At 71.4% G+C, this 26395-nt stretch carries 25 protein-coding genes; 17 read left to right on the plus strand and 8 right to left on the minus strand.

Annotation, left to right across the window (positions count from 1 at the left end; translation table 11 throughout):
• Nucleotides 1-87: 87 nt before the first annotated feature.
• Nucleotides 88-1095 carry a LacI family DNA-binding transcriptional regulator gene (locus FB563_RS32765; RefSeq protein WP_055703855.1) on the minus strand — a complete coding sequence of 336 codons (1008 nt, stop codon included), beginning with the start codon at nt 1093-1095 and terminating at the stop codon, nt 88-90.
• Nucleotides 1096-1206: 111 nt separating this feature from the next.
• Here FB563_RS32765 and FB563_RS32770 point away from each other — a divergent pair, with 111 nt between their 5' ends.
• From FB563_RS32770 to FB563_RS32795, 6 genes are all read left to right on the plus strand, one after another.
• On the plus strand, nt 1207-2361 hold the full coding sequence (locus tag FB563_RS32770) for a Gfo/Idh/MocA family protein (RefSeq protein WP_055703856.1): 1155 nt from the start codon (nt 1207-1209) through the stop codon (nt 2359-2361).
• Nucleotides 2343-2672, plus strand: coding sequence for a Gfo/Idh/MocA family protein (locus FB563_RS32775; RefSeq protein ID WP_234357561.1), 330 nt, complete (start codon nt 2343-2345; stop codon nt 2670-2672). The genes FB563_RS32770 and FB563_RS32775 overlap by 19 nt, the downstream gene beginning before the upstream one ends.
• 80 nt (nt 2673-2752) lie before the next feature.
• Complete coding sequence (locus FB563_RS32780) at nt 2753-3130, plus strand: Gfo/Idh/MocA family oxidoreductase (protein WP_055703858.1); 378 nt, start codon at nt 2753-2755, stop codon at nt 3128-3130.
• A 97-nt stretch (nt 3131-3227) separates the two neighbouring features.
• The gene (locus FB563_RS32785; protein WP_107100499.1) at nt 3228-3749 is read left to right on the plus strand and encodes a GNAT family N-acetyltransferase; all 522 of its coding nucleotides are present in this window, start codon (nt 3228-3230) and stop codon (nt 3747-3749) included.
• An 81-nt stretch (nt 3750-3830) separates the two neighbouring features.
• Nucleotides 3831-4073, plus strand: a complete 243-nt coding sequence (locus FB563_RS32790) for a hypothetical protein (protein WP_234357562.1) — start codon at nt 3831-3833, stop codon at nt 4071-4073.
• Between the two features lie 121 nt (nt 4074-4194).
• On the plus strand, nt 4195-4410 hold the full coding sequence (locus FB563_RS32795) for a hypothetical protein (RefSeq protein ID WP_055703861.1): 216 nt from the start codon (nt 4195-4197) through the stop codon (nt 4408-4410).
• On the opposite strand, the gene FB563_RS32800 is transcribed toward FB563_RS32795, so the two are convergent.
• From FB563_RS32800 to FB563_RS32825, 5 genes are all read right to left on the minus strand, one after another.
• A complete protein-coding gene (locus FB563_RS32800) occupies nt 4407-4811 on the minus strand; it encodes a hypothetical protein (protein WP_055703862.1) in 405 nt (134 codons plus the stop codon). The two genes, FB563_RS32795 and FB563_RS32800, sit on opposite strands and share 4 nt — an antisense overlap.
• A 402-nt stretch (nt 4812-5213) precedes the next feature.
• On the minus strand, nt 5214-5669 hold the full coding sequence (locus FB563_RS32810; protein ID WP_055703863.1) for a MaoC family dehydratase: 456 nt from the start codon (nt 5667-5669) through the stop codon (nt 5214-5216).
• Between the two features lie 15 nt (nt 5670-5684).
• The gene (gene menE, locus FB563_RS32815; protein WP_055703864.1) at nt 5685-7193 is read right to left on the minus strand and encodes an o-succinylbenzoate--CoA ligase; all 1509 of its coding nucleotides are present in this window, start codon (nt 7191-7193) and stop codon (nt 5685-5687) included.
• A gap of 10 nt (nt 7194-7203) precedes the next feature.
• Nucleotides 7204-8091, minus strand: a complete 888-nt coding sequence (locus FB563_RS32820) for an amidohydrolase family protein (RefSeq protein WP_199832701.1) — start codon at nt 8089-8091, stop codon at nt 7204-7206.
• Nucleotides 8091-9008 carry an SDR family NAD(P)-dependent oxidoreductase gene (locus tag FB563_RS32825; protein WP_055703865.1) on the minus strand — a complete coding sequence of 306 codons (918 nt, stop codon included), beginning with the start codon at nt 9006-9008 and terminating at the stop codon, nt 8091-8093. The genes FB563_RS32820 and FB563_RS32825 overlap by 1 nt, the downstream gene beginning before the upstream one ends.
• Before the next feature lie 138 nt (nt 9009-9146).
• Here FB563_RS32825 and FB563_RS32830 point away from each other — a divergent pair, with 138 nt between their 5' ends.
• The 4 genes from FB563_RS32830 to FB563_RS32845 all read left to right on the plus strand — a co-directional run bounded on the left by FB563_RS32830 (nt 9147) and on the right by FB563_RS32845 (nt 13717).
• On the plus strand, nt 9147-9665 hold the full coding sequence (locus FB563_RS32830; RefSeq protein WP_234357563.1) for a MarR family winged helix-turn-helix transcriptional regulator: 519 nt from the start codon (nt 9147-9149) through the stop codon (nt 9663-9665).
• A gap of 22 nt (nt 9666-9687) precedes the next feature.
• Nucleotides 9688-10515: a PaaX family transcriptional regulator gene (locus FB563_RS32835; protein ID WP_107100496.1), complete on the plus strand. Its 828-nt coding sequence runs from the start codon at nt 9688-9690 to the stop codon at nt 10513-10515.
• A 185-nt stretch (nt 10516-10700) separates the two neighbouring features.
• Nucleotides 10701-12113, plus strand: coding sequence for a hypothetical protein (locus FB563_RS32840; protein ID WP_055703867.1), 1413 nt, complete (start codon nt 10701-10703; stop codon nt 12111-12113).
• A gap of 14 nt (nt 12114-12127) precedes the next feature.
• Nucleotides 12128-13717, plus strand: a complete 1590-nt coding sequence (locus FB563_RS32845) for an MFS transporter (protein WP_055703868.1) — start codon at nt 12128-12130, stop codon at nt 13715-13717.
• Between the two features lie 137 nt (nt 13718-13854).
• Here FB563_RS32845 and FB563_RS32850 read toward each other — a convergent pair whose 3' ends face one another.
• Nucleotides 13855-14496 carry a DUF6629 family protein gene (locus FB563_RS32850; protein ID WP_055703869.1) on the minus strand — a complete coding sequence of 214 codons (642 nt, stop codon included), beginning with the start codon at nt 14494-14496 and terminating at the stop codon, nt 13855-13857.
• A gap of 153 nt (nt 14497-14649) precedes the next feature.
• Between FB563_RS32850 and FB563_RS32855 the strand changes: the two genes are divergently transcribed.
• Both FB563_RS32855 and FB563_RS32860 read left to right on the plus strand, forming a co-directional pair.
• On the plus strand, nt 14650-14865 hold the full coding sequence (locus tag FB563_RS32855; protein ID WP_055703870.1) for a DUF4177 domain-containing protein: 216 nt from the start codon (nt 14650-14652) through the stop codon (nt 14863-14865).
• A gap of 239 nt (nt 14866-15104) precedes the next feature.
• A complete protein-coding gene (locus FB563_RS32860) occupies nt 15105-17552 on the plus strand; it encodes a SpoIIE family protein phosphatase (RefSeq protein WP_079048505.1) in 2448 nt (815 codons plus the stop codon).
• An 80-nt stretch (nt 17553-17632) separates the two neighbouring features.
• Here FB563_RS32860 and FB563_RS32865 read toward each other — a convergent pair whose 3' ends face one another.
• Entirely contained in the window at nt 17633-18244 is a 612-nt protein-coding gene (locus FB563_RS32865; RefSeq protein ID WP_199832702.1) for a class I SAM-dependent methyltransferase, read from the minus strand.
• A gap of 141 nt (nt 18245-18385) precedes the next feature.
• Here FB563_RS32865 and FB563_RS32870 point away from each other — a divergent pair, with 141 nt between their 5' ends.
• The 5 genes from FB563_RS32870 to FB563_RS32890 all read left to right on the plus strand — a co-directional run bounded on the left by FB563_RS32870 (nt 18386) and on the right by FB563_RS32890 (nt 26367).
• Nucleotides 18386-19021, plus strand: coding sequence for a TetR/AcrR family transcriptional regulator (locus FB563_RS32870; protein WP_159045434.1), 636 nt, complete (start codon nt 18386-18388; stop codon nt 19019-19021).
• 145 nt (nt 19022-19166) lie between these two features.
• Complete coding sequence (locus FB563_RS32875; protein ID WP_055703872.1) at nt 19167-20303, plus strand: ROK family transcriptional regulator; 1137 nt, start codon at nt 19167-19169, stop codon at nt 20301-20303.
• Between the two features lie 299 nt (nt 20304-20602).
• Nucleotides 20603-22477, plus strand: a complete 1875-nt coding sequence (locus tag FB563_RS32880) for an alpha-galactosidase D (protein WP_055703873.1) — start codon at nt 20603-20605, stop codon at nt 22475-22477.
• A gap of 135 nt (nt 22478-22612) precedes the next feature.
• Nucleotides 22613-25048 carry a glycosyl hydrolase family 95 catalytic domain-containing protein gene (locus FB563_RS32885; protein WP_055703892.1) on the plus strand — a complete coding sequence of 812 codons (2436 nt, stop codon included), beginning with the start codon at nt 22613-22615 and terminating at the stop codon, nt 25046-25048.
• 35 nt (nt 25049-25083) lie between these two features.
• On the plus strand, nt 25084-26367 hold the full coding sequence (locus FB563_RS32890) for an SGNH/GDSL hydrolase family protein (protein ID WP_055703874.1): 1284 nt from the start codon (nt 25084-25086) through the stop codon (nt 26365-26367).
• Nucleotides 26368-26395 lie beyond the last annotated feature (28 nt).

The raw sequence follows: 26395 nt of genomic DNA on the forward strand, positions 1-26395 counted from the left end.
CCACGCCCGGATTGACCCGAATCTTCGCTCACATCACCTTTCTATCGTTTCTGGGGCGCCACAACGAGGCGACCGGGACCGGCCACGTCAGGAATCCCCGAGCGGCGGGGCCGTCGTGCCCCTCACCTCCAGGAAGGGAGTGGCGAGATCGACCTCGCCCGGGCGGTCCGGTTCCTCGATCCGGTCGAGCAGCCGCTGCGCGGCGCGGCGGCCCACGTCATGGCCGGCGTTGTCCACGGTGGTCAGCCACAGATGGCGCAGGCGGGAGAGATAGGTGTTGTCGTAGCCCACCAGAGAGAGGTCGCGGGGCACCTGCAGACCGGTCTCCTCGGCGGCGGAGAGAGCGCCGACGCAGGTCATGTCGTTGACCGCGAAGACCGCGGTCGGGCGGTGCGGGCGGCTCAGGAGCCGGACGGCCGCACGGTATCCGCCCTCCTCGGTGAGGTCGCCCTGTTCCACCACCGCGGTGCCGGCGAGGCCGTGCTCGCGCATGATGGCCTCGAAGCTGCGCCGGCGCAGGTCACCGACCGCGCCATGACCGGCGATATGGGCGATGTGCCGGTGGCCGAGGCCGATGAGGTGCTCGGTGGCGAGGCGGGCTCCGTGCTCGTCGTCGCCTGCGACGAGGTCCACCCCGGGCAGCACCGGTTCCCGGGTGCCGGCGACGACCGTGGGCACCAGTCCGGCGGCCATGCGCAGGGCCTGGGGGTCCTGGAGCGTGCCGACGGCGATCAGGCCGTCCACGCGGAGTTCGGTGAAGGTCCGGGTGAGGTCCTCGCCGAGGCGCCGGTTGAGGTGGCCGTCGGCCAGCAGCATGTGCAGGCCGTTGTCGTACAGCCGCGCGTTCAGGCCGTCGAGCAGCTCCACGAACCAGGGATTGCGCAGGTCGTTGAGCAGCACACCCACCGTGCGGGTACGCCGCTCGCTCAGGCTGCGCGCCGCCGCGTTGGGCCGGTAACCGAGCGATTCGACCGCCGCGAGGACGGCCTCGCGCTTCTCCGGCCTGACCCCTTCCGAGCCGCGCAGCACGAGCGAGACCAGGGACTTGGAGACACCGGCCCGCTCGGCGACGTCACGGATGGTCGGGTTGCCCATGGCATGGACCGTTCCACAAGCCATCCGCCGCTGTAAAGACCCTTGACACCCGGGAGAGACGGGATCCACGCTGGGCGCCCAACCTCTGGAACGGTCCAAAGAAGGGCGCTCATGGTGAACACGCTCGGTGTCGCCGTCGTCGGATTCGGCTGGATGGGGCGGGTGCACACCCAGGCGTACGCCCGTGTGCCGCACCACTTCCCCCAGCTGTCCGTGCGGCCGCACCTGCTCACCGTCGCGGACGAGGTACCGGGCCGGGCCGAGGAGGCCGCCGGGCTGTACGGCTTCGCCGCCGCGACCCGGGACTGGCGGGAGGTGGCCGCCGATCCGCGCATCCAGGCGGTCAGCATCACCGCCCCGAACTTCCTGCACCGCGAGATCGGCGTGGCGATGGCCGAGGCCGGCAAACACATCTGGATCGAGAAGCCGGTCGGGCTCACCGCCGACGACGCCCGGGCGGTCGCCGACGCGGTCACCAAGGCCGGCGTGCAGGGCACCGTCGGCTTCAACTACCGCAACGCGCCCGCCGTCGAGGCCGCCCGCGAGCTGATCGCCGCCGGTGAGATCGGCACGGTCACCCATGCCCGCATCCGCCTCCTCAGCGACTACGCCGCCCACCCGGACGGCGCCCTGACCTGGCGCTACGAGCGCGCACGCGGCGGCAGCGGCGTCCTCGGCGACCTCGCCTCGCACGGCGTCGACCTGGCCCGCTTCCTGCTCGGCGACATCGCCTCGCTCATCGCCGACACCGCGATCTTCCTCCCCGAACGCGCCCGGCCGGCCGGCGCCACCGCCGGCCACACCCTCGCCACCGGCGGCGAGCCCGGTCCGGTCGAGAACGAGGACTACGTCAACTGCCTGCTGCGCTTCGCCTCCGGTGCCCGCGGCGTCCTGGAGGCCTGCCGCGTGTCGGTCGGCGAGCAGAACAACTACGGCTTCGAGGTGCACGGCACCAAGGGCGCCGTCTTCTGGGACTTCCGCCGCATGGGCGAACTCGCCGTCAGCCGCGGCACGACCTACCAGGACCAGCCGGTCAGCACGGTGTACGTCCGCCCCGGCCACGGCGAATACGCCGCGTTCCAGCCGGGCGCGGCGACCAGCATGGGCTACGACGACCTCAAGGTCATCGAGGCGTACCGGTTCCTGCGCTCCATCACCGAGGGAACCCCGGTCGGCGCCACGCTCAGTGATGCCGTGGCCGGGGCGGCGGCGCTGGATGCCATGGAGCGCTCGGCCGAGCGGGGGACGTGGGTGAGCCTGGCCTGAGCACCGTACGCATCGGGGTCATCGGCGTGGGCACCCTGGGCGCCGACCACGTGCACACACCGCACCCCTGGGTGACCGGTGCGGAGGTCGTGAGCGTCGCCGACGTCGACGCGGAGCGGGCCGCGCGCGTCGCCACGGCGGCCGGAGCCCGGGCCACCGGCGACGGCCACGCGCTGATCGCCGACCCTGATGTCGGCGCCGACGTCATCGCCTCGCACGACACGACCCACGCGGAGCTCGCCGTGGCCGCCCTACGGGCGGGGAAACCGGTGATGTGCGACAAGCCGCTCGCCCCGGCGACTCGGGAATGAGTCCGGGTCGTCCGCGAGGAACGGCAAGCGAGGGCCCGGCGCTCTCGCTGGGCGTCGTCCGCCCGGTCCTCGATTCCGGCGTGCTCGGCGACATCCACACCGTCCTGGCCGACCACGGCGGGCACTTCGCCGTCGGCCACCGCATCCTGCGCCCCGAGCTCGCCGGCGCCCCCCTCGACCTCGGCACCTACCCGCTGTCCCTGGCCACCTGGCTCCTGGGCGCCCGACCGGGATCCAGGCCGTCGGCCGGCCGGCCTCACCCCGCCGGTGTCGACGGCCTGCCGCCGGCACCCACGCTTCAAGACCCCCGAAACCGCCCGCTGCATCGTCTCGGGCCGGCTGCAGACCCCGTACCGGACGCTGTCCGACTCTTTCGCGCCACGCGGGGCGGGAAGCCGGGCAAGTACGTCAGCCGCCCGGCGCCACACTTCTCGGCGCGATCGTCACCGCCGTACTGAGCGCCCTGCTCCTCGGCCGGCGGATCACCCTGCGGTAAGCGTTGCCGACGGCTTCCGCCGCCGGAACCGGTCGATGGCCCGGGGCGTCCTCGTCCGCATGACCGGTACATCGATCACATCGAGCAGCATCCGCCCTGCTCGTACCGAGGAGGCCCGGACCCTGGCCGTGCTCCACACCCGCACGCGGACGGCGTACTACACGGCGGGCGGCCTGCCGGCGACGGAACTGGACGGCGCGGAGCGGATCCTCCCCTACTGGGAGCGTGGGGTCGCCGAAGGCCGCGCGCTGGTCGCCGCCACCCCCGGGGGCCGTGTGGTCGGCTTCCTGATGGACGGCCCGCCGAAGTTCGACGACGTCGATGCCGCGTCGGTACGGGAGCTGCAGCAGATCGGCGTCGAGCCGGGCGGCTGGGGACGCGGTGTCGGCACCCTGCTGCACGAGGCGTTCGTGCGGCGGCTGCACGCGGACGGGCTCACCGACGGAGTGCTGGAGTGCTGGGAGGCCAACGCGCGGGCGCAGGCGTTCTACGCCCGGCACAGCTGGCGTCCGGACGGCTCCCGCCGCCCCGGCCCGCTCGGGCGCGACTACATCCGGCTGCGGGTCACCGTTGCTCTCTGACCGACCTGGCGCCCCTGGCCCCACTCCATCGGGTGCCCGGCGAGAGGGTGGAAGCGGTGGATTCGCCATAGGATCCAAACCGTGGCAGATGTTCCCGATCGGTTGATCAAGCTGGAACGAACCGCCGAGGAGGAGCGCGCGAAACTCGCGGGCCTCACCGGTGACGAGTACGACGCTCAGCTGCGCCGCTGGCGCGAGGCGTCCGAGGCCGTGCAGGCCGCCATCGCCGCGCACGCCGCGGCGACCGGGTCCAGCCCGCAAGAGGTTGAGCAGGCGGTGAAGAAGGCTGTGCGGTGCAGCCAGGAGGACCCGGCTGTCGAGTAGGGCTGCGGGACCGCGTGGGGCGGGCAGGGGAACGTTCCCGACCGAGACCGAGCAGACAACGCGGGCTCGTTCAGCGATGCTGGACAAGGGTGGCACCCCTCCATGCGACAAGGAGCACGGCATGCCCACAGATCCGGTCGTACGATTCCTGGCAGCCCTGGACCCCGATCACCGGGACTCTGTCGGTGCCAAACCGCGCCAGGAGCAGGAACGGCTCGCAGCGGCCTGGGAACGGGAACTGGAATCCGACGACGAGCTCGACACCCTCGACGAGCTGTCCCCGCCCGCCGCGGAGGCCGAGGCCGCCCGCCGCGTCCTGGCCCGCGGAAGCGGCTAGAAACCGGTGCGTGGCCTTCGTTGTCTCACCGAGCCGGCAACGGCGCAGATGATGGCGGTCGTGGCGAAGCTGCCGATCATGACCAGGCCCACGCCGATGATGAAGAGTCCGCTGGAGTCGTCCGACCAGTCGTCATAGGCGGCAAGGGTGAGGCCGACCGTGGGGCCCAGCACGGTGCCGAGGACATGGCGCCGGGATGCCGCCCAGCACACCGGCACGAGCAGCGTGACCACCAGCCCGATCACCTGCCACGCCTCGTACGGGCCGGTCGTCGAGCCGTCGGGGTGCACGTCGCGGTGCTGGTCCCAGCCCAGCCATGCCGCCCACGCTGCCGTTGACACCCCCGCGAGCAGGAGGAACGGCAGCAGACGGGCAACGGGTCTCATCAGTCCTTGGCGCATGGCCCGAGCGTGACAGCCGACGCCGTCTGCCGGGCAGAGCGCAGGTACTCAGTTCCGGCTGAGTACCTGCGGACGGCGCATGGCGGTGGACAAGGGACGGCCGGGCGACGACTCCCGGTCAGGGACCGGTGCGCTGCCGGCCCCGGCCTCGGTTGCCCGCTACGAACGCGAGTATGAGCCGAACCGTTCGTCCCGGTCGGAGGCTGCCGCAGCAGGCGGACCGTGCGGGGCACGCCGATGCCGATCAAGGTGGCGCCGACGGGGGCCGCAACGTCGAAGGGTTCCTCGGCGACATGCCCTGCGGCGTCGCCGTGGACGGACCTGATCCGGATCCCGCCCGAGCCGCAGGCCAGGTCGAGCACGCGTGCCCCGGGCGGCGGCCCGAGCACCCGGCCGAGGAGGTCAGGCGTAGAACCGGGACAGACTCTGCAGAACCGCGGCGGGCTTGGTGCCGCCTTCCACCTCGATCGTGCCGTCGACGGTGATCTGGACGCCGCCGGGCACCTCTTCGACCGAGGTGAGCCGGGCGGCCAGCCGGATGCGGGATCCGACCTTCACCGGCGCGGGGAAACGCACCTTGTTCAGACCGTAGTTGACCTTGGTGGTCACGCCCTGCACATCCAGCAGTTCGGTGAAGAGCGGAATGAACAGGGACAGGGTGAGGCAGCCGTGCGCGATCGGCGCGCCGAAGGGGCCCTGGGCCGCGCGCTCGGGGTCGGTGTGGATCCACTGGTGGTCGCCGGTGGCGTCGGCGAAGGTGTCGATGCGTTCCTGGGTGACCTCGATCCACTCGCTGGTGCCGAGGTCGCTGCCGGCGAGCTTCTTCAGTTCGTCCAGGCCGTTGACGGTGATGCTCATAACTCGCCTTTCGTGTCAGGGCGTTGGGGTGCCGTAGCGGTTGCGCACCCGGGATTTGAGGAGCTTTCCGGAGGCGGTGCGCGGGAGTTCGTCCGTGACCACCACCGACTTGGGGATCTTGTACTTGGCGAGCCGTCCGGACAGTGCGGCCAGCACCTCGTCCGGGTCGAGTTCGGCTCCCGGGGCGGGGACGACGACCGCGCGGGGCACCTCACCCCACTTGTCGTCCGGGACACCGATCACCGCGCACTCGGCTATGCCGGGGTGGGCGAGGAGGATGTCCTCGATCTCGGCGGGGTAGATGTTCTCCCCACCGGAGATGATCATGTCCTTGATCCGGTCGACGACGTACACGTAACCGTCCTCGTCGACCCGGGCCGCGTCACCGCTGCGGAACCAGCCGTCCGCGAAGGCGGCCTCGGTCTCCTCGGGCAGTCCCCAGTAGCCGGGCATGACATGCGGTCCGCGCACCACGATCTCGCCGGTCTCGCCGACGCCGACCGGGGTGAGGTCGGGCCGTACGACCCGTACGTCGCTGAAGAAGTGCGGTACGCCCGCCGAGCCCGCCTTCCCGACCGCGTGCTCGGCGTCCAGGAAGAGCGTGCCGGGCGCGGCCTCCGTCATGCCGTATCCCTGGAGGAAGGTGAGCCCGCGCTGCTGGTAGGCGGCGATGAGCGGGGTCGGCACCGGTGATCCGCCGCAGGTCAGGATGCGCAGGGACGACAGGTCGGCGTCCGCCCAGCGGGGGTGCCGGGCGACCTGGTCGAACATCGTCGGCACCCCGAACATGAACGTGATCCGGTGCCGTTCGACCAGGTCGAGGGTGGTCCCCGGGTCGAAGGCCTCCTCCAGGACGCAGGTGCCGCCCTTGAGCAGCACCGGCAGGGCCAGCATGTTGAGGCCCGCGGTGTGGAACAGGGGTGCGGAGACCAGGGCGCGCTCGTCGGCGATCAGGTCGTGGTCGACCAGGACGTTGACGGCGTTCCAGGTGAGGTTGCCGTGGGTGAGCATCGCGCCCTTGGGGCGGCCGGTCGTCCCCGAGGTGTACATGATGATGCAGGTGTCGTCGGGGGTGACCGGTTCGTCGATCGGCTCCTGCGACGCCGACGCCAGGGCCTCTTCGTATGCGTCGCCGATCTCGAGGAAGGTCCGTACGTCCGTCTCGTCCGCCAGTCCCGCGACGAGCCCGGCGTGCGCGGGGCCGTGGATCAGGGCCTTGGCGCCGGAGTCGGCGAGCTGGAAGGCGATCTCGGGGCCGGCGAGGCGGGTGTTGAGGGGGACGAAGACGGCTCCCAGGGTGCCGGCGGCGAACAGGGTCTCCAGGTAGGCGGGGTGGTTGGGGCCGAGGTGGGCGATGCGGTCGCCGCGCCTGACGCCCCGGGCGCGCAGGGCGTGGGCGAGGCGGGTGACGCGTGCGTGCAGGGTGCGGTAGTCGGTCGACCGCTCGCCGTGGATCAGGGCCGTGCGGTGCGGGGTCTTGCGGGCCCGGCGTGCGGGCCACGACCCCAGTCCCTCGTTGCGCATCTGACACCCCTTACGGTTTCGTCAGCCCGAGCAACCGGACCGCGTTCTCCTTGAGGATCTTCGGCCTGACCTCGTCCTTGATGGACAGCTTCGCGAAGTCGGCCAGCCATCGGTCCGGGGTGAGCACCGGGAAGTCGGAACCGAACAGGACCTTGTCCTGCAGCAGCGTGTTGGCGTACTGCACCAGTTGCGGCGGGAAGTACTTCGGCGACCAGCCGGAGAGGTCGATGTGCACGCCGGGCTTGTGGGTCGCCACCGCCAGGGCCTCGTCCTGCCAGGGGAACGACGGGTGCGCCAGGATGATCTTCAGGTGCGGGAAGTCGGCGGCCACGTCGTCCACGTGCAGCGGGTTGGAGTACTTCAGGCGGATGCCGCCTCCTCCGGGAACCCCGGCGCCGATGCCGGTCTGGCCGGTGTGGAAGAGCGCGATGGTGCCGGTCTCCTCGATCACCTCGTACAGGCCGTACGCCACCGAGCGGTCGTCGGGGAAGAAGCCCTGGATGCTGGGGTGGAACTTGAAGCCCCGCACCCCGTACTCCTCGACCAGCCGCCGGGCCTGTCGCACGCCCGCCTTGCCGCGGAAGGGGTCGATGGAGGCGAACGGGATCAGCACGTCCGCGTTCGCGGCCGCGGCCTCGGCGACCTCCTCGTTGGGGACGGGCTCGGTGCCGGTCGCGGACTGGGCGTCCACCGTGAAGACGACGGCGGCCATCCGCCGCTCGCGGTAGTACGCGGCGGTCTCCTGAAGGGTGGGCCTGCGCTTGCCCTCGACCTTGAAGTAGGCGGAGGAGGCCTCATGCAGGTCGTCGTCCAGGGAGGAGTGGCCCTTGGAGGAGACCTCCGCGTGGGTGTGGACGTCGATCGCGACCAGGTCGTCGAGCCTCAGTGCGGGTGCCATCACGCCTCCGGGAACTTCGGCGCGGGGATGCCCACGGTCTGCGGCTCGGCGCCGACCGAGGTGGGCCAGGCGTCGGCCAGGGCGTCGGGGGTCCAGCCGCCGTCGGCGTACGCGGTCCTGATCTCCTGTGGATGCGACCACAGCGCCACCTTGTCGCCGCCGATGCCGATGCACTGGCCGGTGATGCCGCGGGCGGCCTCGGAGGCCAGGAAGGGGACGAGGGCCGCGCAGTCCTCGGGGGTGCCGAAGCCCTCCCCCTTGCGCAGGAACGCCGGCAGCGGTGCGCCGTTCCGCATGGCCTCGATGTACGGGGCGAAGGCGGGGATGGTCTCGGTCATCGCGGTCGCGGCGACCGGCACGATGGCGTTGACGGTGATGTGCGCGCGGGCCAGTTCCATGGACCAGGTGCGGGCCATGGCGGCGATGCCGGCCTTGGCGGCGGCGTAGTTGGTCTGGCCGAAGTTGCCGCGCTGCCCGGCCGGGGAGCCGACGAGCACGAGGGTGCCGCCCTCGCCCTGCTCCCGCATGCGTACGGCGGCGGCGCGGGCGCAGGTGAAGGTGCCCCTCAGATGGGTGGTGAGCACCGCGTCGAAGTCGTCGTCGGTCATCTTCCACAGCACCTTGTCGCGCAGGATGCCCGCGTTGGTGACCAGGACGTCCAGCCGGCCGAACTCCTCGACGGCACGGTTGACCAGCCGGTCGGCGGCCTCGGCCGTGCCGACCGGGACGACTTCGGCCACGGCGGTGCCACCGGCCTCGGTGAGGGACTTGACGGCCTGCTCGGCCACGGCTTCGTCGATGTCGTTGACGACCACGGACGCGCCGTGGGCGGCGAGGGCGTGCGCATAGGCGAGGCCGAGGCCCCGGCCGCTTCCGGTGACGACGGCGGCCTTGCCGGTCAGATCGATGGTGGACACGAGCGGTCCCTTCGCATGGGGTGGGGTCGTGGAGGCAGGAGGCCTGCGCGGATCGGGCGCAGAGGTGCGGCTGCGAGATCGAAGCTAAGAGCAATAATTGTTGTCGTCAATAGTTGTTGTCGACGTTCCGAGTGCGTCATGCTGGAGTCCCCACCACCGAGACCCAGGGAGCCCGCCATCGCCCGCCAGCACACCGAGAAGCCGGCCCCGATCGACGCGGACGAGCCGTGGATGCGAGCGCTGCACGCGGACACGGGCTACCTGCTGTACCGCCTGGGCCTGCGCTCCGGTCAGTTGTTCAACACATTCCTGCAGGAGTCGGGGCTGCGACTGCGGCACTATGCCGTGCTGCGCCTGCTCGCCACGTGCGAGGGCGCACTCCAGCGCGAACTCAGCGCCCGGCTCGGTTACGACCCCAGCGCGATCGTCGGGCTGGTGGACGATCTGGAGAAACTGGGGTTCGCCGAGCGCCGCCCCGCTCCCGACGACCGGCGCAGCCGAATCGTCGTCCTCACCGAGGAGGGCCAGGCGTTCCTGCGCGATACGGACCAGGCGGGCCGGCGGGTGACCGACGAGCTGCTCACCCCGCTCGCCCCCGCCGAGCGGGAGACACTGCACACCCTTCTGCTCCGCGCCGCCGGCAACGGGCTCACCTGAGGGGGACGCGGCCTCGTAATGTATCCACGTGACCGGTCCTGTCCCCCGCCCCCAGTCCCTCCTGCTCAGCTTCCTGGGTGACGAGGTGCTGGGCCGCGGGGTGTGCGTGTACACGGGGAGCGTCATCGAGGTGTTCCGGCGCGCCGGTGTCGGAGAGCAGGCCACCCGGTCCACCCTCACCCGCATGGTCGGCCGCGGTCTGCTGAGCCGTCGGCGCGAGGGCCGGCGGACCTATGTCGGTCTCACCGACCGCTCGGAGGCGATCCTGCGCGACGGCGAGCGGCGCATCTGGAAGGCGGGCGCGGTCAACCGGGACTGGGACGGCACCTGGACCCTGCTCGGCTTCTCGCTCCCGGAGTCGTGGCAGCGCCAGCGGCACGATCTGCGCTCCCAGTTGACCTGGGCGGGCTTCGGTGCGCTGTTCAGCGGGCTGTGGATCGCGCCGGGCGAGACCGACGTCTCCGGGATCGTCGCCGAGCTGGGACTGGCAGCGCATGTGAAGGTCTTCCGGGCGCACGCGGACGCCGGCATGGACATCGCCGAGATGATCGACGACACCTGGGATCTGGCTGAACTGGCCACTCGTCACCGGGATTTCGAGAATTCATGGCAGCCGTACGCGTCGGGTCGCGCGGACCTGGCCGCCGAGGACGCGCTCGCACTGCGGCTCCGGCTGACCGCCGAGTGGCTCCAGGTCATCCGCGCAGACCCCCGGTTGCCCGTACGGCACCTGCCCGCGGACTGGCCGGCGGCCGCGGCGGAGAAGACGTTCCGCACGGTCCACGCCCTGCTGGAAGCGCCCGCCCGGGATGCGGCGCGCCGGGTGATCGAGACGATTCCGGCGGCGTAGCGCCGTTCACGCGTGCCGCACCTCGACGCGCTCCTGCCCGAAGCGATGTTGTGCATTCTCTTGACCCCCGCAAGAAATCAGCCCTACATTCCTCCACACCTTCGCTCAGCGCCCCTCACCTTCGTTCAGTGCACTGAGCATCTTCCAGGTCTCCGCTCCGCAGCCGCCCACAAGGAGCCACCTCCATGCCTGCCAGCACCCGCCCCCGAACTCCCCGCACCCGCCTGCGCGTCGCCCTGGCCACCCTGGCCACGCTGGCGTCCGCGGCCCTCGCCACCGTCCCCGCGCCCGCCGCCCAGGCGGACACGCCGGCCACCGGCCACCTCACCGGCACCCTCTCCGACGGTGCCACCTGGATCGCGGACGTCCCCGCCCACTGGAACGGCACCCTGCTGCTGTTCAGCCACGGCTTCGGCCCCACCGTCGCCAAGGACGCCCCGTCCGACGCCGTGCGCACCGAGCTGCTCGCCGAGGGCTACGCGATGGCCGGGTCCTCGTACGACCCCCACGGCTCGATGTGGGCCCTGAACAGCGCCGAACGCGACCAGTTCGCGACCCTCGACGCCGTCACCGCGAAGATCGGTGCCCCGCGCCGCACCCTGGCCGTCGGCCAGTCCATGGGCGGGCTCGTCAACGCGCAGATCGCCCGCGACGGCGCCGGCCGCGTCGACGGCGCGCTCGGCCTGTGCGGCCTGGTCGCGGGCGGCACCGACCTGGACAACTACCAGCTCGACGCCGAGTACACCATCGCCCGGCTGCTCCTGCCCGGGCAGGACGTCGGCCTGGTGCGCTTCGGCTCCGCCGACGCCGCGGCCGCCACCGCCGGGAAGCTCACCGACGCCGTCACCGCCGCCCAGACCAACCCGCAGGGCCGCGCCCGGATCGCACTCGCCGCGGCCTTCCTCAACCTGCCCGCCTGGGCGCCCGGCCAGGACCGGCCCGCACCGACGGACTGGGCGGGCCAGCAGGAGCAGCAGTACGCCTGGTTCGCCCAGGGCATCCTGTCGTTCGTCGAGGGCGGCCGGTACGCCGTCGAGCAGTCGGCCGGCGGCAACAACTCCTGGAACCAGGGCGTGGACTACGCCCGTCTGCTCGCCGGATCCGTCCATGCCCCGCAGGTCCGCGCCCTGTACCGGACGGCCGGACTCGACCTGCGCGCCGACCTGGCGTCCCTGACCCGGGGCGCCTCGATCACCGCCGACCCCGCCGCAGTCGACGCCGCGCAGCGAACCTCCTCCGCCGGGCAGGGCCTCGGCGTACCGCTGCTGGACGTGCACACCATCGCCGACAACCTGGTCCCGGTCGAACAGGAGCGGGAGTTCGGCGACCGGGTGCGCGCCGCCGGGGACGGGGCGCTGCTGCGGCAGGCCTACGTCGAGCGGCAGGGCCACTGCACGTTCACCACCGCCGAGACCGTGGCCGCCCTGCACGCACTGGAACACCGCGTCTCGTCCGGCCACTGGGACGACGCCGCGACCCCGGCCGCGCTCCAGCGGTCCGCCACCGCGCTCGGGCTGGACGGGGCGGCGTACGTCCCCTACCGCCCGGCACGCCTGACGGTCGGCCGCGACCGCACGGCGCACCCCACCCACCACTGACACCGGGACCGTTCATGTCCGACGCATCCGCCACCCCGCGCAGTTCCCTCCCGCTCGGCACGCTCGTCGCCGGCTGTCTCGCCGTCTGCCTGGCGCAGATCGGCCTGGCCATACCCGCCACCCTCAACGGCCTGTTCCAGGAGCACCTGCACCCTGTCGGCTCCCAACTCACCTGGATCTCCGACGCGTTCCTGCTGCCCGTCGCCGTGCTCGAACTCTCCTTCGGCGTGCTCGGCGACCTCTTCGGCCGCAAACAACTCCTCGTCGGCGGCGCCGCGCTGCTGTGCGCGGGCGAGGTCGTCGCCGCGAGTTCCTCCGGCATCCATCAGCTGTGGGTGGGGCAGGCGCTGGCCGGGCTCGGCGCCGCCGCGCTGTTCCCCACCTCGCTCGCGATGATCGCGGCCGGTACGCACACCGGCCCGCAGCGGGCCCGCGCCATCGCCGTATGGGCCTCCAGCCTGTCCGCGGGCGGCTTCCTCGCCCCGCTGCTCGGCGGTATCACCGGCACCTACGGCTCATGGCGCTCGGCGTTCGTGGTGGTCGCCGTGCTGGCCGCGGTGAGCGCCCTGGTGAGCCTGTGGATGGCGACCAACTCCCGCTCCCCGGAGGGCCGTTCACTCGACGTCGGCGGCCAGATCACCATCGGTGTCGGTCTGTTCGCCCTGCTGTACGCCGTCATCCAGGGGCCGACGGACGGCTGGGCGTCGACTCCGGTGGTGGTGGCGTTCGTGATCGCCGCGGTGTTCGTGGGCCTGTTCGTGGCAGCCGAGAGCCGGGCCCGCTCCCCGCTCCTGCGCCTGGACCTGTTCCGCAACCGTTCCTTCGCGATCGCCTCGGTCGTCGCCGTCGTGGGCATGTTCAGCTTCCTGGGCACGGCGTACGCGGCGAGCATCCGGCTCGGCCCCATCCAGCACCAGAGCCCGATGCGCACCGCCTTCGCGTTCCTGCTTCTCAACGGCATCACCCCGGTCCTCACCCCGCTGACCTCCCGGCTGCTGCACCGGCTGCCCGCGCGGGCGCTGCTCACGACCGGTCTCGCGCTGATCGCCGCGGGCGACTTCCTGGCCGCCGGGCTCGACGTGGGCGACCGGAACCTGACCTCGCTGATCCTGCCGCTCGGGCTGGTCGGCATCGGCTTCGCCTTCACGGTGTCGTCCATCACCGCGACCGCCGTCAACACGGTGCCGCTGCCGCTGGCCGGCATGGCGAGCGCGGCGACCAACCTGCTGCGCGACTTCGGTTTCACCCTCGGCCCCGCGGTCATCGGCGCGGTCGCGCTGAGCCAGGCGGCCTCCCGGGTGACCTCCTCGCTGGCCGGCTCGTCGGCCCTGAACGCCGGGACGAAGGCCGCCGCGCACGCGGTGCTGAAGGAAGGCGGCCCGCTCGCCCTGAACTCCGTCCCCGCCAGCTCCCCGCCGGGCGCGGCCCGCGCCTACGCACTGGACGCCCTCGGCCACGGCTACGCGATCGGATTCGTGGTGTGCGGCTCGGCCGCCCTGTTCTCGGCCCTGCTGGTGGTCACCGCACTGCGCGGCCGTACGCCGGAGGAGAGCGCGTCGCCGGCGGAGGACGGCACGGAGCGGACCGCGCTGACCACGGGATGACACCTCAGCGCGCCCCGGGGCCACTCGGCGCCCCCGGGGCGCGCTGAGCCGATCCGGCATGCGCGACCGACCTTCCCCACCTGGCAGTGCGGCGGCGGTCCACCGGGCGGCGGGCCGGGCCCTGCACGCCGAGCGACTCATGCACGAACCGTGCCTTCGCACGGACCCCACGTCCGGCGTGCGCGCACCCAGCCGAAGAGCATCACCGAGGACAGCGCGGCGACAGCGCACCAGGTCGAGACGAACTCCAGCCGCCACAACGCCCAGCAGACCGCCGCGCCCGCGGCGACCAGCATGCCCAGCAGGAACAGCCGCCGGTCACCGGACAGCAGCAGAGAGCCGACCGTGGCCAGCAAGTAGCCCACGACGAGCAGGGGTACCGGGGAGACGTGCAGGACGTACCCGACGGTGTGACCGCGGATCTCGGCCGTCACGGGTCGGTCGGCAAGGCCGTCGGCGAGCCGGGCGGCAGTCACCGCTCCCGCGGCCAGCGGGAGGAGCAGCCGGTACCGGGCGTGGGGCGGGGCCACCGACATCGCTGCGGCCGGCACCCATACGGCCAGCAGCGGCAGGGCGATGACGGCCCAGAGGAAGGTCGCGGGTCCGCCGCCCCCGCCCGAGCGCCACACCACCGACTCCACGATCTGGTGGGCCCCCAGCAGCAACGGCACCGCAGCGAGCGGGAGATCCCGGCCGCTGCGCACGAGCGCCACACAGGCCGCCCCCACCGCCGCGACACCGCTGCCTGCCGCGAGGTCCGCCGTCGCACTCCAGCACATCGCGCCACCAAGGGCTCACCGTCGAGCGGTCCCCAGGGGCCCCGCTTCTGCCGCGGACCACGCTACGTCCTTCAGCTGCGAGGCCCGATGATGATTAGCTTGCCCAGGCTTTCGCGCCACCACCCGCCCCGGCAATCAGGAGGACCCCGCACCATGAGCAGTGGCTACGCGTACGAGTACAAGGTCGTCACCTTCCGGGAGTCGCTGATCGGCGACGCCCTGGACAGCGACAAGCTGGAGAAGGTCCTGAACAAGCACGCCGAGGACGGCTGGGGTCTGAAGGCCATCACCTCCGCCGACGTCAAGGGCCGCATCGGGCCCGGAGCCGTGGAGGGACTCCTGCTGACCTTCGAGCGCCCCCGGCAGTAACGCGCGGAGCCGGTCCGGCACGGCGCGGACGGGAGCGGGGCGGAAAGCCACCGCCGCTCCTGTCCGCATCGGCGCCGACGCGCTGCCGGCGGACCCATCGGCGCCCTCGCGCAGGACCGCTGAGCGGTACGGCGACCTGATCGCCTGTGCGCTTGCCCCGGCGGCCCGGTCCTGAGACACACCCGGGTCCATGTGAGACCGTGGTGTCAGTAACCCCGCCCGCGGATGCGGCCGACACGATGGATCTCAGGGATCTGGCCGACAAGCACGGGGGCGACCCGTTCGGCATCACCTCCGCCGCCGTCGCCCTCGTGGACGTGCACGGCCTGATCCGCTACTGGAGCCACCGGGCGGAAGACCTCCTCGGGTACCCGGCGCCCCGTGTGCTGGGGCGGCCGGCGACCTCCCTTCTCCTCAGTGACCGCTCACCGGCCTCGCTGCTCACCGAGGCACAGCGGGTCGGGGAGGGCTGGGAGGGGATGATCACCGCGCGGCACCGGGCGGGCCACCCGGTCGAACTGGCCCTGCGGGTCTGTCCGCTGCACGCGGAGCAGGGCTCCGTATGGCTCGCCGTCGCCTGTGCGGCGTCCGACGCGCGGCGATGGGACCTCGATCAGGCCGTGGTGCGCGGCCTCCTGGAGGAGTCACCGATCGGCATCGCCGTCCTCGACAGTCAGCTGCGCTTCCAGTGGGTGAACCAGGTGCTGGCCGCCATGGAGGGCCTGCCGGCCGACCTCTCCGCCCCGCGCACGGATGCGTCCGCCGGACTGGGACAGGTGCCCTCGGCCGTGGACTGGCAGGCGCGTCAGGCGTTGACATCGGGCCGCGTCACGCCCGCCGTGGAGCATGTGGCGCCCCCGCACGGCATTTCCCGCCGGAACCCCCAGGGCCAGCTCAGGCTCCGCTCGTCGTTCCCGCTGAGGGACGTCGACGGCAAGACGCTCGGGGTGTGTCACACCGCCGTCGACTTCACCGCCCAGGACCGGGCGCGCGAGCGGCTCGCCCTGGTCAACGAGGCGGCGCAGCGCATAGGCACCACCCTGGACCTCGACCGCACGGTGCAGGAACTGGCCGAGGTCCTCGTGCCGCAGCTCGCCGACTTCGCGGCGATCGACCTCTTCCAGGGCGTCCTCGCGGCCAGGAACCTCGCCCCCGGGCCGGTCACCGGCGGCACGCTCCAGCGGGCGGTGCACCTGTCGATCCACGAGGAGCTGCCGGAGGCGATCGTCGCCGTCGGGGAGCCCACCGGGTACCCGTCGAAGTCCCCGCAACGGCGGTGCCTGACCACAGGCCGGCCGATCCTCGATCCGGTGCTGGATCCGACGACGTGGTGGCTGGCCGGGGATGAGCGGCGCCTGTCCAAGCTGCTCAGTCTCGGGGTGCACACCCACCTGGTGGTGCCGCTCCGGGCGCGGGGCGCGACCATGGGAGTGGTCACGCTGCTGCGGTGGGAGAACCCCAGCCCGTTCGACGAGGACGACCTGCTGCTCGTGGAGGAACTGGTGGCGCGGGCCGCGGTGTGCGTGGACAACGCCCGGCGGTTCGTCCGCGAGCACAACGCGGCCCTCGCCCTCCAGACCAGTCTGCTGCCGCCGGATCTGCCCGATCACTGCGCCGTCGAGGTCGCCTACCGCTATCTCCCGACCGACGCCGAGGCCGGGGTGGGCGGTGACTGGTTCGACGTCATCCCGCTCTCCGGCGCCCGCATCGCCCTGGTCGTGGGCGACGTGGTGGGCCATGGCATCCACGCGGCCGCCAGCATGGGCCGGCTGCGTGCGGCGGTACAGACACTGGCCGACATGGACCTGCCCCCCGACGAGCTTCTCGCCCATGTCGACGACCTCGTCCTGCGCCTGGCCGAAGAGGCGGAAGCGGCCGAGAACGGGCCCGTGGTGGTCGGTGCGACCTGCGTCTACGCGGTCTACGACCCGATCTCCCGGAAGCTCAACGTGGCGCGCGCCGGACACCCCACGCCCGCCATCGCCCACCTCAGTGAGCCGGTCGAACTGCCCGACATCCCCGCCGGCCCTCCACTGGGACTGGGCGGTCTGCCCTTCGAGTCGGCCGAGATCGAGCTGGAGGAGGGCAGCGTCGTCGCCCTGTACACCGACGGGCTGATCGAGGCCTCGGACCGCGACGTCGACGTCGGCTTCGAGCGACTGTGCTTCGCCCTGGCCCACCCCGACCGGCCGCTGGAGGAGATCTGCGACACGATGGTCCGCATCCTTCTGCCGGACCATCCGCACGACGACGTCGCCTTCCTCATCGCCCGCACCCGCGCCCTCGCCCCCGACCGGGTGGCCTCCTGGGACGTGCCCGCCGATCCCCAGGCGGTGCACGAGGCGCGCGACCACGCCGTCCGCTGCCTGGCGGCGTGGGGTCTGGAGGACCTCGCCTTCACCACCGAGCTGATCGTGAGCGAACTGATCACCAACGCCATCAAGCACGCCTGCGGACCGATCAGCCTGCGCCTGATCCACGAGCGGACTCTCATCTGCGAAGTGTCGGACGCCAGCAACACCTCCCCGCACATGCGCCGTGCGCACACCACCGACGAGGGAGGGCGAGGCCTCTTCCTGGTCGCGCAGGTCGCCCAGCGCTGGGGCACGCGGTACACCGCCACGGGCAAGACCATCTGGGCGGAACAGCAGCTGCCGAGCGAGGTCCCTGCTGAGGTGCCCGGCTGAGGTGCCCGGCTGGAGGTTTCCGGCTGCGGGTTTACGAGATCGAACGGCGCGCTCCGCCCGCGCCGACCGGTGTCCCGCCGCTACCGTGTCCGTTGCGCCTGCGCGTAGCACAGCCATGGCCGCAGGTCGCCGCGTCCGAGCAGCTCGAAGCCGGCGCCGGTGACGAGGGTGTCCAGCAGATCGGCCCGGTGGTGCGCCATCGCGTGGCCGACCCCGCCGTGCACGAGGAGCCGGCCGATCCGGGTCTTCGGCGGCCGGAACTCCACGACGAGCAGCCGTCCGCCGGGCCGCAGGACGCGGTGCATCTCGCGCAGGACCGTGGGCCGCAGCTCGTCCGGCAGATGGTGCAGCATCAGACTCGTGACGCCGGTGTCGAAGGAGCCGTCCGGGAGGTCGAGGGCCTCGGCGACGCCCTCGCGGTAGTCGCAGGGAGCGCTGCCCGGGCGCCGGGTACGGGTGCGGGCGTGGTCGAGCACCGGCGAGGAGGGATCCACGCCGGTCACCGCGCCGTCGGGGCCGACCCGCGCGGCCATGTGCCGGGTGAGGCAGCCGGTGCCGCAGCCCACGTCCAGCACGCGATCGCCTGATGCGGCGCCGCTCACCTCCGCCAGGCGGGAGAAGACGCGGCCACGGCGCCCGGCGAAGCAGAGGGCGCCGAAGACCTCGTACGCCCGCGGAGTCGCGATGGTCACGCCGGGCGTGTCCGCGTGTGGCCTGCCCTGCATGAGACGTCCGAGAGGCAGGACCCTCCTCCATAACTTAGTCATGACTAAGCACCGCTTCCAACTTAGTTCCGACTAAGAAAAACGGCAAGGGCGCATACGATGATCGGTGTGCCCGAGCCTCGATCCCGCACACGCACCCGGCTGAGCGCCACAGAGCGCCGGGCCTCGATCCTCGCCGCGGCCACCCAGGTCTTCTCCGAGTGCGGCTACCAGCGCGGCAAGGTCTCCGACATCGCCCGGCGGGTCGGGGTCACCGAGCCCGTCGTCTTCCAGAACTTCGGCTCCAAGTCCGCGCTGTACCGGGCAGTCCTCGACCGTGCGACCGACGCGGTCTCCGCGCTCCTGCACCAGACGGCCGACGCGGGCAGGCCGGTGCCCGAGGTGCTGGCGGTGTTCCTGGACCCGGCCCCCATGGACCGCTTCCACCGGCCCGGGTCGCACGGTTTCCTCTTCGCCGACGCCACCGCCCTGGCCCACGACGCGGACCTCGGCGAGGCACTCCGCCAGGTGCACCAGCACCTCGCCGACACGCTCGCCGAACTGCTCCGCCGCGGCCAGGCGGCCGGCGACGTCCGCGACGACATCGAGCCGCACACGGCTGCCTGGTGGCTCGTCTCGCTCCTCGCAGGCCGGTCCTTCCGCGCCGCAGTCGTTCCTGACCGCGAGACCGTCGAGGCGGAACTGACCCGCATGGCGTTGAAATCACTGCTACCACAGCCACCCGAAGTCCCGGCCGGGCCCTGACGGACGGCAGGCGTGTGGGAGACCTCGCCAAGTGCCGGTCTCCACACGCCTGTTCAAGTGGTGCGCTGTCGCATCCCAGAGATCCCAGAGAGGGATCCTGCCTTATTCATTGACAGCGGAAAAGAACGTCTCTAAGTTTCCGGCCATGACGCCGGCCGCTTGCCAGGTCTTCACCACGCTGCTCTCCCACGGTCCGCTCACCCGGGCCGAGGTGGGACGACGGACCCAGCTCTCCCCGGCCGCGGTCACCAAGGCGGTCCGTCCGCTGATGGAACTCGGCTACCTGGTCGAGGGCGTGGACAAAGAGTCACGTCCCGCCGTGGGGCGGCCGGCCAGCCTGGTGTGGGTGGACGGGGGGAGGGCACTGTTCATCGGGATCAAGGTGACAGGCGACGAGATCATCGCCGTACTGGCCGACCTGTGCTGCCGTGTCCGGCTGTCCCGGCACGTACGGCTCACGGGCCGCGACCCGGAGGCGGTGCTCCCCGTCATCACCGCGCTGGTACAGGAGTTGCTGACGGAGGCCGACGGATTCGGTGTGCGGGTCCGGGGCCTGGGCATCGCGATCTCGGGGGACGTGGACCGCGCGGAGGGCGTGGTCCGTTACTCGCCCTTCCTGGAGTGGCGGGACGTGCCGCTGGCCGGGATCGCCGGGTCCGCGACCGGACTGCCGGTCACGGTGGACAACGATGTCCGGGCGCTCACGGTCGCCGAGCACTGGTTCGGGGCCGGAGTCGGACTCTCGGACTTCGCCCTGGTGACCGTGGGTGCCGGCATCGGTTGTGGCCTGGTGGTCCATGGGCGCGTGGTGGCGGGCGCGCACGGCGTGGCCGGCGAGATCGGGCACCTGTCACTCGACCCGCAGGGCCCGCTGTGCCACTGCGGCAACCGCGGGTGTGTCGAGGCGATCGCGGCTGATCCGGCGATAGTCCGGGCGGTGCGCGCGGCCACGGGCAAGCAGGTGAGCGACGCCGCCGGGGCGCTCGAACTGGCCCACGCCGGAGAGCCCGGTGTCAGAGAGGTCTACGCCCGGGCCGGCGAAGCCATCGGCAAGGCCATCGGCTTCCTGGTGAACATCCTCGGTCCCCAGCGGGTGGTCATCTCCGGCGAGGGCCTGGCCGCCTACGACCTGGTCGCCGAGGGCATCAGGGACGCGTTCGGCGTGTCCAGCTTCGGCACCGCTTCGCAGTGCGATGTGGTGACACGTCCCCTGCCCTTCACGCAGTGGGCGCGCGGGGCCGCGGCCACCGCCATCCAGTCCTTCATGGGATCGGGCATGTGAGAGGAGTAGCGATGACGTTGCGGAGCCGCAGCCCCCACGATCCGGCCTCGTCGCGGCAGGGCTTTTCCTGACCGCGATCCCCATGCCCCTGATGTGCTTCACGGCGCACCGCCGGTTCATCAGCGGGCTCCCCATCGGACCAGGCAGGCGCCGGGCCGCCGGACCGACGTGTCCCCGGGGCGGCCTGGCCTGTTCGGCCCTGCCTCGGGCATCGGACGAGCCCCCCACCCGGGAACGACGCCCGTCCCCCACCGGGTACCACCGCACGTTCCCCCTCACCTCACCTCAGGAGGCGACCCATGCGGTCATCGCCGTACAGAGCCCTGCGCGGAGCCCTCCCCGGCTTCCCGCGCCGTACCCTTCGAGCGATAGCGGTTCTGGCCGTCACGGCCGGAGTCGGCGCAGCGGTCCCTGCCGCCGCCGGCGCGGACCGCTCGTCCAACTCCACGAGGGCGGACGTCACTTCGGCCGTCGTCGCGCAGGACACCTCCTCCGGCCTCGCGGCCAAGCCGTACATGGGCTGGTCCAGCTGGAGCATGCAGTCCTCCCAGTACCCGGGCCTGAACCCGGACGGCAACTACAGCTACCTCACCGAGGCGAACGTCCTGAAGCAGACCGACGCCCTCGCCGCCACGCTGAAGAACTACGGCTACGACCATGTCAACATCGACGCCGGCTGGTGGATGGACAAGAACTGGACCTCGGAGTTCGACCAGTACGGCCGGCAGACACCGGACCCGGTCCGGTTTCCCCACGGGATGAAGTCGGTCGCCGACCACATCCACGCCAAGGGCCTGAAAGCCGGCATCTATCTGCCCGTCGGCCTGGAGAAAGGAGCGTACGGCGACGGCAAGGTGCCGATCTGGAACGCCCCCGGCTGCACCACGGCGGACGTCGTCTATCCCGATCTCCGCACGACCAACGGCTGGGACAGCGCCTACAAGCTGGACTTCGACAGCCCCTGCGCGCAGAAGTACATCGACTCGCAGGCGCAGATGCTCGCGGGATGGGGCTATGACTTCCTGAAGCTGGACGGAGTGGGTCCGGGCTCGTTCAAGTCCGGTGACAACTACGACAACGTCGCGGACGTGGCCGCCTGGCACCAGGCCATCGCCGGTACCGGGCGCCCGATCCATCTGGAGCTGTCCTGGTCCCTCGACATCGGTCACGCCGCCGACTGGAAGAAGTACTCCAACGGCTGGCGCATCGACACCGACGTCGAGTGCTACTGCAGCACCCTCGTCACCTGGGAGAACTCGGTCGACGACCGCTGGAACGACGCCCCCGCCTGGAGCCACGAGGCAGGCCCGGGCGGCTGGAACGACCTCGACGCGATCGACGTCGGCAACGGCGCGATGGACGGTCTCACCAACGCCGAGCGGCAGAGCTACATGACCCTGTGGGCCATCAACAAGTCGCCTCTGTTCACCGGTGACGACCTCACCCGGCTGGACGGCTACGGCCTCTCCCTGCTGACCAACCAGGAAGTCATCGCCGTCGACCAGAACACCTCGCCCGTCGCCCGTCCCGTCACGCCGATGGGCGACCAGCAGGTCTGGGGCACGAAGAACGCCAACGGGACATATACCGTCGCGCTGTTCAACCTCGGCGGCTCGCCGGCCTCCGTCACCGCCGACTGGGCGTCCTTCGGTTTCACGGGAGCCGCCTCCGTACGCGACCTGTGGAACCACCGGGACCTCGGCACGTACAAGAACAGGATCACCGCGACGCTGCCCGTGCACGGCTCACGGCTGTTCACCGTCAGGCCCGGCGGCGGCACCCCGCCGGCGAGCACCCGCTACGAGGCCGAGTCAGCGGACAACACGCTCACCGGCAACGCCTCCGTCGCCGCCTGCGGCTCCTGCTCCGGCGGCGAGAAGGTCGGCAACCTCTACCTCGACAGCAGGCTGCAGTTCAACGACATCACGGTGAAGAAGGCCGGTATCTACACCGTCAACGTCTCCTACATCAGCGGCGACCCCCGCTCGGTGACCGTCTACTCCAACAGCGGCAAGGGAACCAGCCTGAAGTTCCCCTCCACGGGTGACTGGAGCACGGTCGACACCGTCAGCGTGCAGCTGGCGCTGAAGGCGGGCGCCAACACCATCACGTTCGACAGCGGCTGGGACTACTCCCCCGACATCGACAGGATCGACGTACCCAGGTCGCCCTGACACCTCGGGCGCGGGGCCCCGGTTGGACAAGCTCCGGGCCCCGGCCGCCATCCGGTTCCGCAGCGCCCGGGCGTGCGCACGCCCGACGGCCGAACCTCCCGTATGCGCCGTTCCCCCCGACCTGGAGTGCACAAGGTGGACACCGAGCACACCGAACACGCCGAACTCACCGAATCGCGAGAGAACCAGCCGAGCCGCAGGAGCCTTCTCGCTCTCGCCGCCACCGCCGGCGCGGCCGCCGCCCTCGGCGGTCTGCCCGCCTTCACCGCATCGGCCGCCCCCCTCCGCCCCACCTCCTCGCCCCTGCTGTCCGCGACCGCCGCGGCGAAGAACCAGCTGTGGTGGCAGGCTCCGGGCTCCCCCGGCTCGATGATCCGACAGGGCCTGCCGGTAGGCAACGGGCGCCTCGGAGCGCTCGCGAGCAACGACCCCGCCGGCGAACTGCTGACGATCACCGACGCCACCCTGTGGACCGGCGGCCGCAACGACACCCTGCAGAGCGACGGCCAATTCCCCTACGGCCGCGACGACTTCGGGTCCCTGACCCTGCTCGCGAAGCTGACGGTCGACATCCCCGCGCACGACCTGGGCTCCATCGACAACTACCGCCGCTCCCTCGACCTGTCCCAGGGCCTCGTCGGTGCCTCCTACGACCTGTCCGGCGTCACCTACCGGCGGCAGATCTTCGCCAGCCGCCCCGACGACGTCATCGTCCTGTACTTCTCCCAGCAGGGCGGCGGCACCTACACCGGTACCGTCACCCTCGCGGGGACCCACGGCGAGCACACAACCGCCGACAGCCCGGGGCGCTGTGCCTCGTTCGGCGGCTCGTTCGCCAACGGGCTGAAGTACGGTGCTGCCGTCACCGCATACAGCAGCAGCGGCACGGTCTCCGTGACGGCCGCTTCGATCTCCTTCAAGGGGTGCAAGGACCTCACCGTCGTGGTCAGCGGCGGCACCAACTACGCACCCGACGCGGCCGCCGGGTTCCGCGACCCGTCCCTGGACCCGGAGCGCCTGGCGCGGACCAAGGTCCTGGGCGCGGCCGGCCACTCCGCGAGCACCCTGCTGCACACACATGTCGCCGACTTCCGGCCGGTGTTCGAGCAGCTGGACATCGACCTCGGCACGTCGTCCGCCGCACAGCGCAGGCTCGACACCTGGCAACGGGTGCAGGCCCGCTACCGGGACGACGTCCCGGACCCCGAACTCGAGGCCGCCTACCTGCAGTTCGGGCGCTACCTGATGATCTCCGGGTCACGGGGCGCCCTGCCGATGGGCCTGCAGGGTCCATGGCTGGACGGCAACGACCCGGACTGGATGGGCGACTACCACACCGACATCAACATCCAGATGAACTACTGGATGGCCGACCGCGCCGGCCTGGCCGACTGCTTCGACACCTTCGCGGACTACTGCCTCGCCCAGCTGCCCTCCTGGACGGACATCACCCAGCGGCTGTTCAACACACCGACCAACAGATACCGCAACTCCAGCGGAAAGATCGCCGGCTGGACCATCGCCATCTCCACCAACCCCTACGGCGGGGGCGGCTGGTGGTGGCACCCCGCCGGCAACGCCTGGCTCTGCCAGAGCCTGTTCGAGCACTACGAGTACACCCAGGACCGCGCCTACCTCCAGAAGATCTACCCCCTCCTCGAGGGCGCCGTTCAGTTCTGGGAGGCACGCCTCATCACCACGACCGTCAGCGACGCCTCCGGAGCCTCACGCGAAGTCCTCATCGCCGACAGCGACTGGTCCCCCGAACAGGGTCCGCTGGACGCCAAGGGCATCAGCTACGCCCAGGAACTGGTCTGGAACCTCTTCGGCAACTACCACACCGCGGCCCAGCTGCTCGGCAGGGACAGCTCCTACAGCGCGACCATCGACGGCCTGCGCCGGCGCCTGTATCTGCCCGTCGTCAGCCCCAAGACCGGCTGGCTGGAGGAGTGGATGTCGCCCGACAACCTCGGCGAGACCACACACCGGCACCTGTCCCCGCTCATCGGTCTCTTCCCCGGCGACCGTATCCGCCCGGACGACTCCACCCCGAAGGACATCCTCACCGGCGCCACGGCCCTCCTGACCGCCCGCGGCATGAACAGCTACGGCTGGTCCAACGCCTGGCGCAGCCTGTGCTGGTCCCGGCTGAAGAACGCGGAGAACGCCTACCAGCTCGTCGTCAACAACCTCAAGCCCTCGGTGAACGGCGGCAACGGCACCGCGCCGAACCTCTTCGACATCATGGACATGGGGCAAGGCCGCGGCATCTTCCAGATCGACGCCAACTTCGGCACACCCTCCGCGATCATCGAGATGCTCGTCTACTCACGTCCGGGGCACGTCGAACTGCTGCCCGCGCTGCCGGCCGCGTGGGCGGCATCCGGCTCGGTGTCCGGCATCGGGGTCCGCGGCGGCTTCGTCGCCGACCTGAAGTGGAAGAACGGCAAGGTCACCCAGGTGACGCTGAAGAGCGTCGGCGGCCGGGACACGACCGTCCTCTCGGGCGGTACCTCACGGAAGATCAGCCTCAAGCCCGGAGAGTCCGTCACGCTGCGCGATGTCGGCTGAGGATGCGGACCCTGAGAAGAGCGGAGAGACCGACGATGTCCCCGGAAGAGAGAACCACGGCGACGGGTCGCCGACCGCGCCGTACGACCCTGCTGTCCGTGTGCGGCGCCCTGACCGGCTTGGCCCTGACGGTCGTGCCGTTGAGCACCGCGCAGTCGGCAAGCGCCGCCACCACCTCGTCACAGGGCAAGGGCACCCGGGTCAGTGCCTGGTCACCCAGCATGACGACCGGTGGCCCGTCCTTCACCGACCGGACCATCCGGATGGTGGTGCACAGCAGCGTCGCGGGCTCGGTTGCCCGCATCACCCTGTCCAACCGGTACAGCACCACCCCGCTCGAGGTCGGCACCGCGGACGTGGCCGTCCGGGCGAGCGGTGGCGAGGCGACGCGCGGCACCACGCGGAACATCACCTTCGGCGGATTCCGCCACGTCACGATCGCCGCCGGCGAAGAGGCGGTCAGCGACGTCGTCCCGATCTCGGTCAGCGCCGGGGAGAACCTGCTCGTCAGCCTCTACGTGCCGGGCACGACGGGGATGTCGACCTGGCACTCCGACGCGTTCGACACCACCTACATCGCCTCCGGCAACCACACCGGTGACGACGGCGCGGCCGCCTTCGGCACCACCACGACCTCCTGGTACTACCTGGCCGGACTGGACGTGGTGTCACCGACCGCGCGGGGCGCCGTCGTCGCCTTCGGTGACTCCATCACGGACGGATACCACTCCTCGACCGGCACCTACAGCCGGTGGCCCGACTTCCTCGGCCGCCGGCTGGGTGCCGGGCCGGGGCCGCAGCGGCTGAGCGTCGTCGACGCCGGCATCGGCGGCAACCGGGTCCTCACCGACGTACCGAACCTGTGGCAGGGGGTCAGCGCCCTCAAGCGCTTCGGGTACGACGCCCTCGGTCAGCCCGGCGTGAGGGACGTGATCCTCTTCGAGGGCATCAACGACATCGGCAACGACGCCGGCCCCGACGGCCGGCCGCTGACCGCTCAGGATCTCATCGACGGCTACCGCACCCTGATCGACGAGGCTCATGCCGCGCACGTCCGCGTCATCGGCGCGACGCTGATGCCCGATCAGGGCAACGGGTACTACACGCCTGCCGCGGAGGACATCCGGCAGAGCGTCAACCAGTGGATCCGCACCAGCGGCGCCTTCGACGGCGTCATCGACTTCGACAAGACCATGCGTGACCCCGCCAACCCGGCCGCCCTCGACCCGGCCTACGACTCGGGCGACCACCTCCACCCCGACGACGAGGGCATGAAGGCCATGGCCGACGCGGTGGACCTGCGGCTCCTGCGCACCTGACCCACCGCCGGGTCCACGCTCCAGGGCG

Source organism: Streptomyces puniciscabiei (assembly GCF_006715785.1).
In the GTDB taxonomy this organism is placed as follows: domain Bacteria; phylum Actinomycetota; class Actinomycetes; order Streptomycetales; family Streptomycetaceae; genus Streptomyces; species Streptomyces puniciscabiei.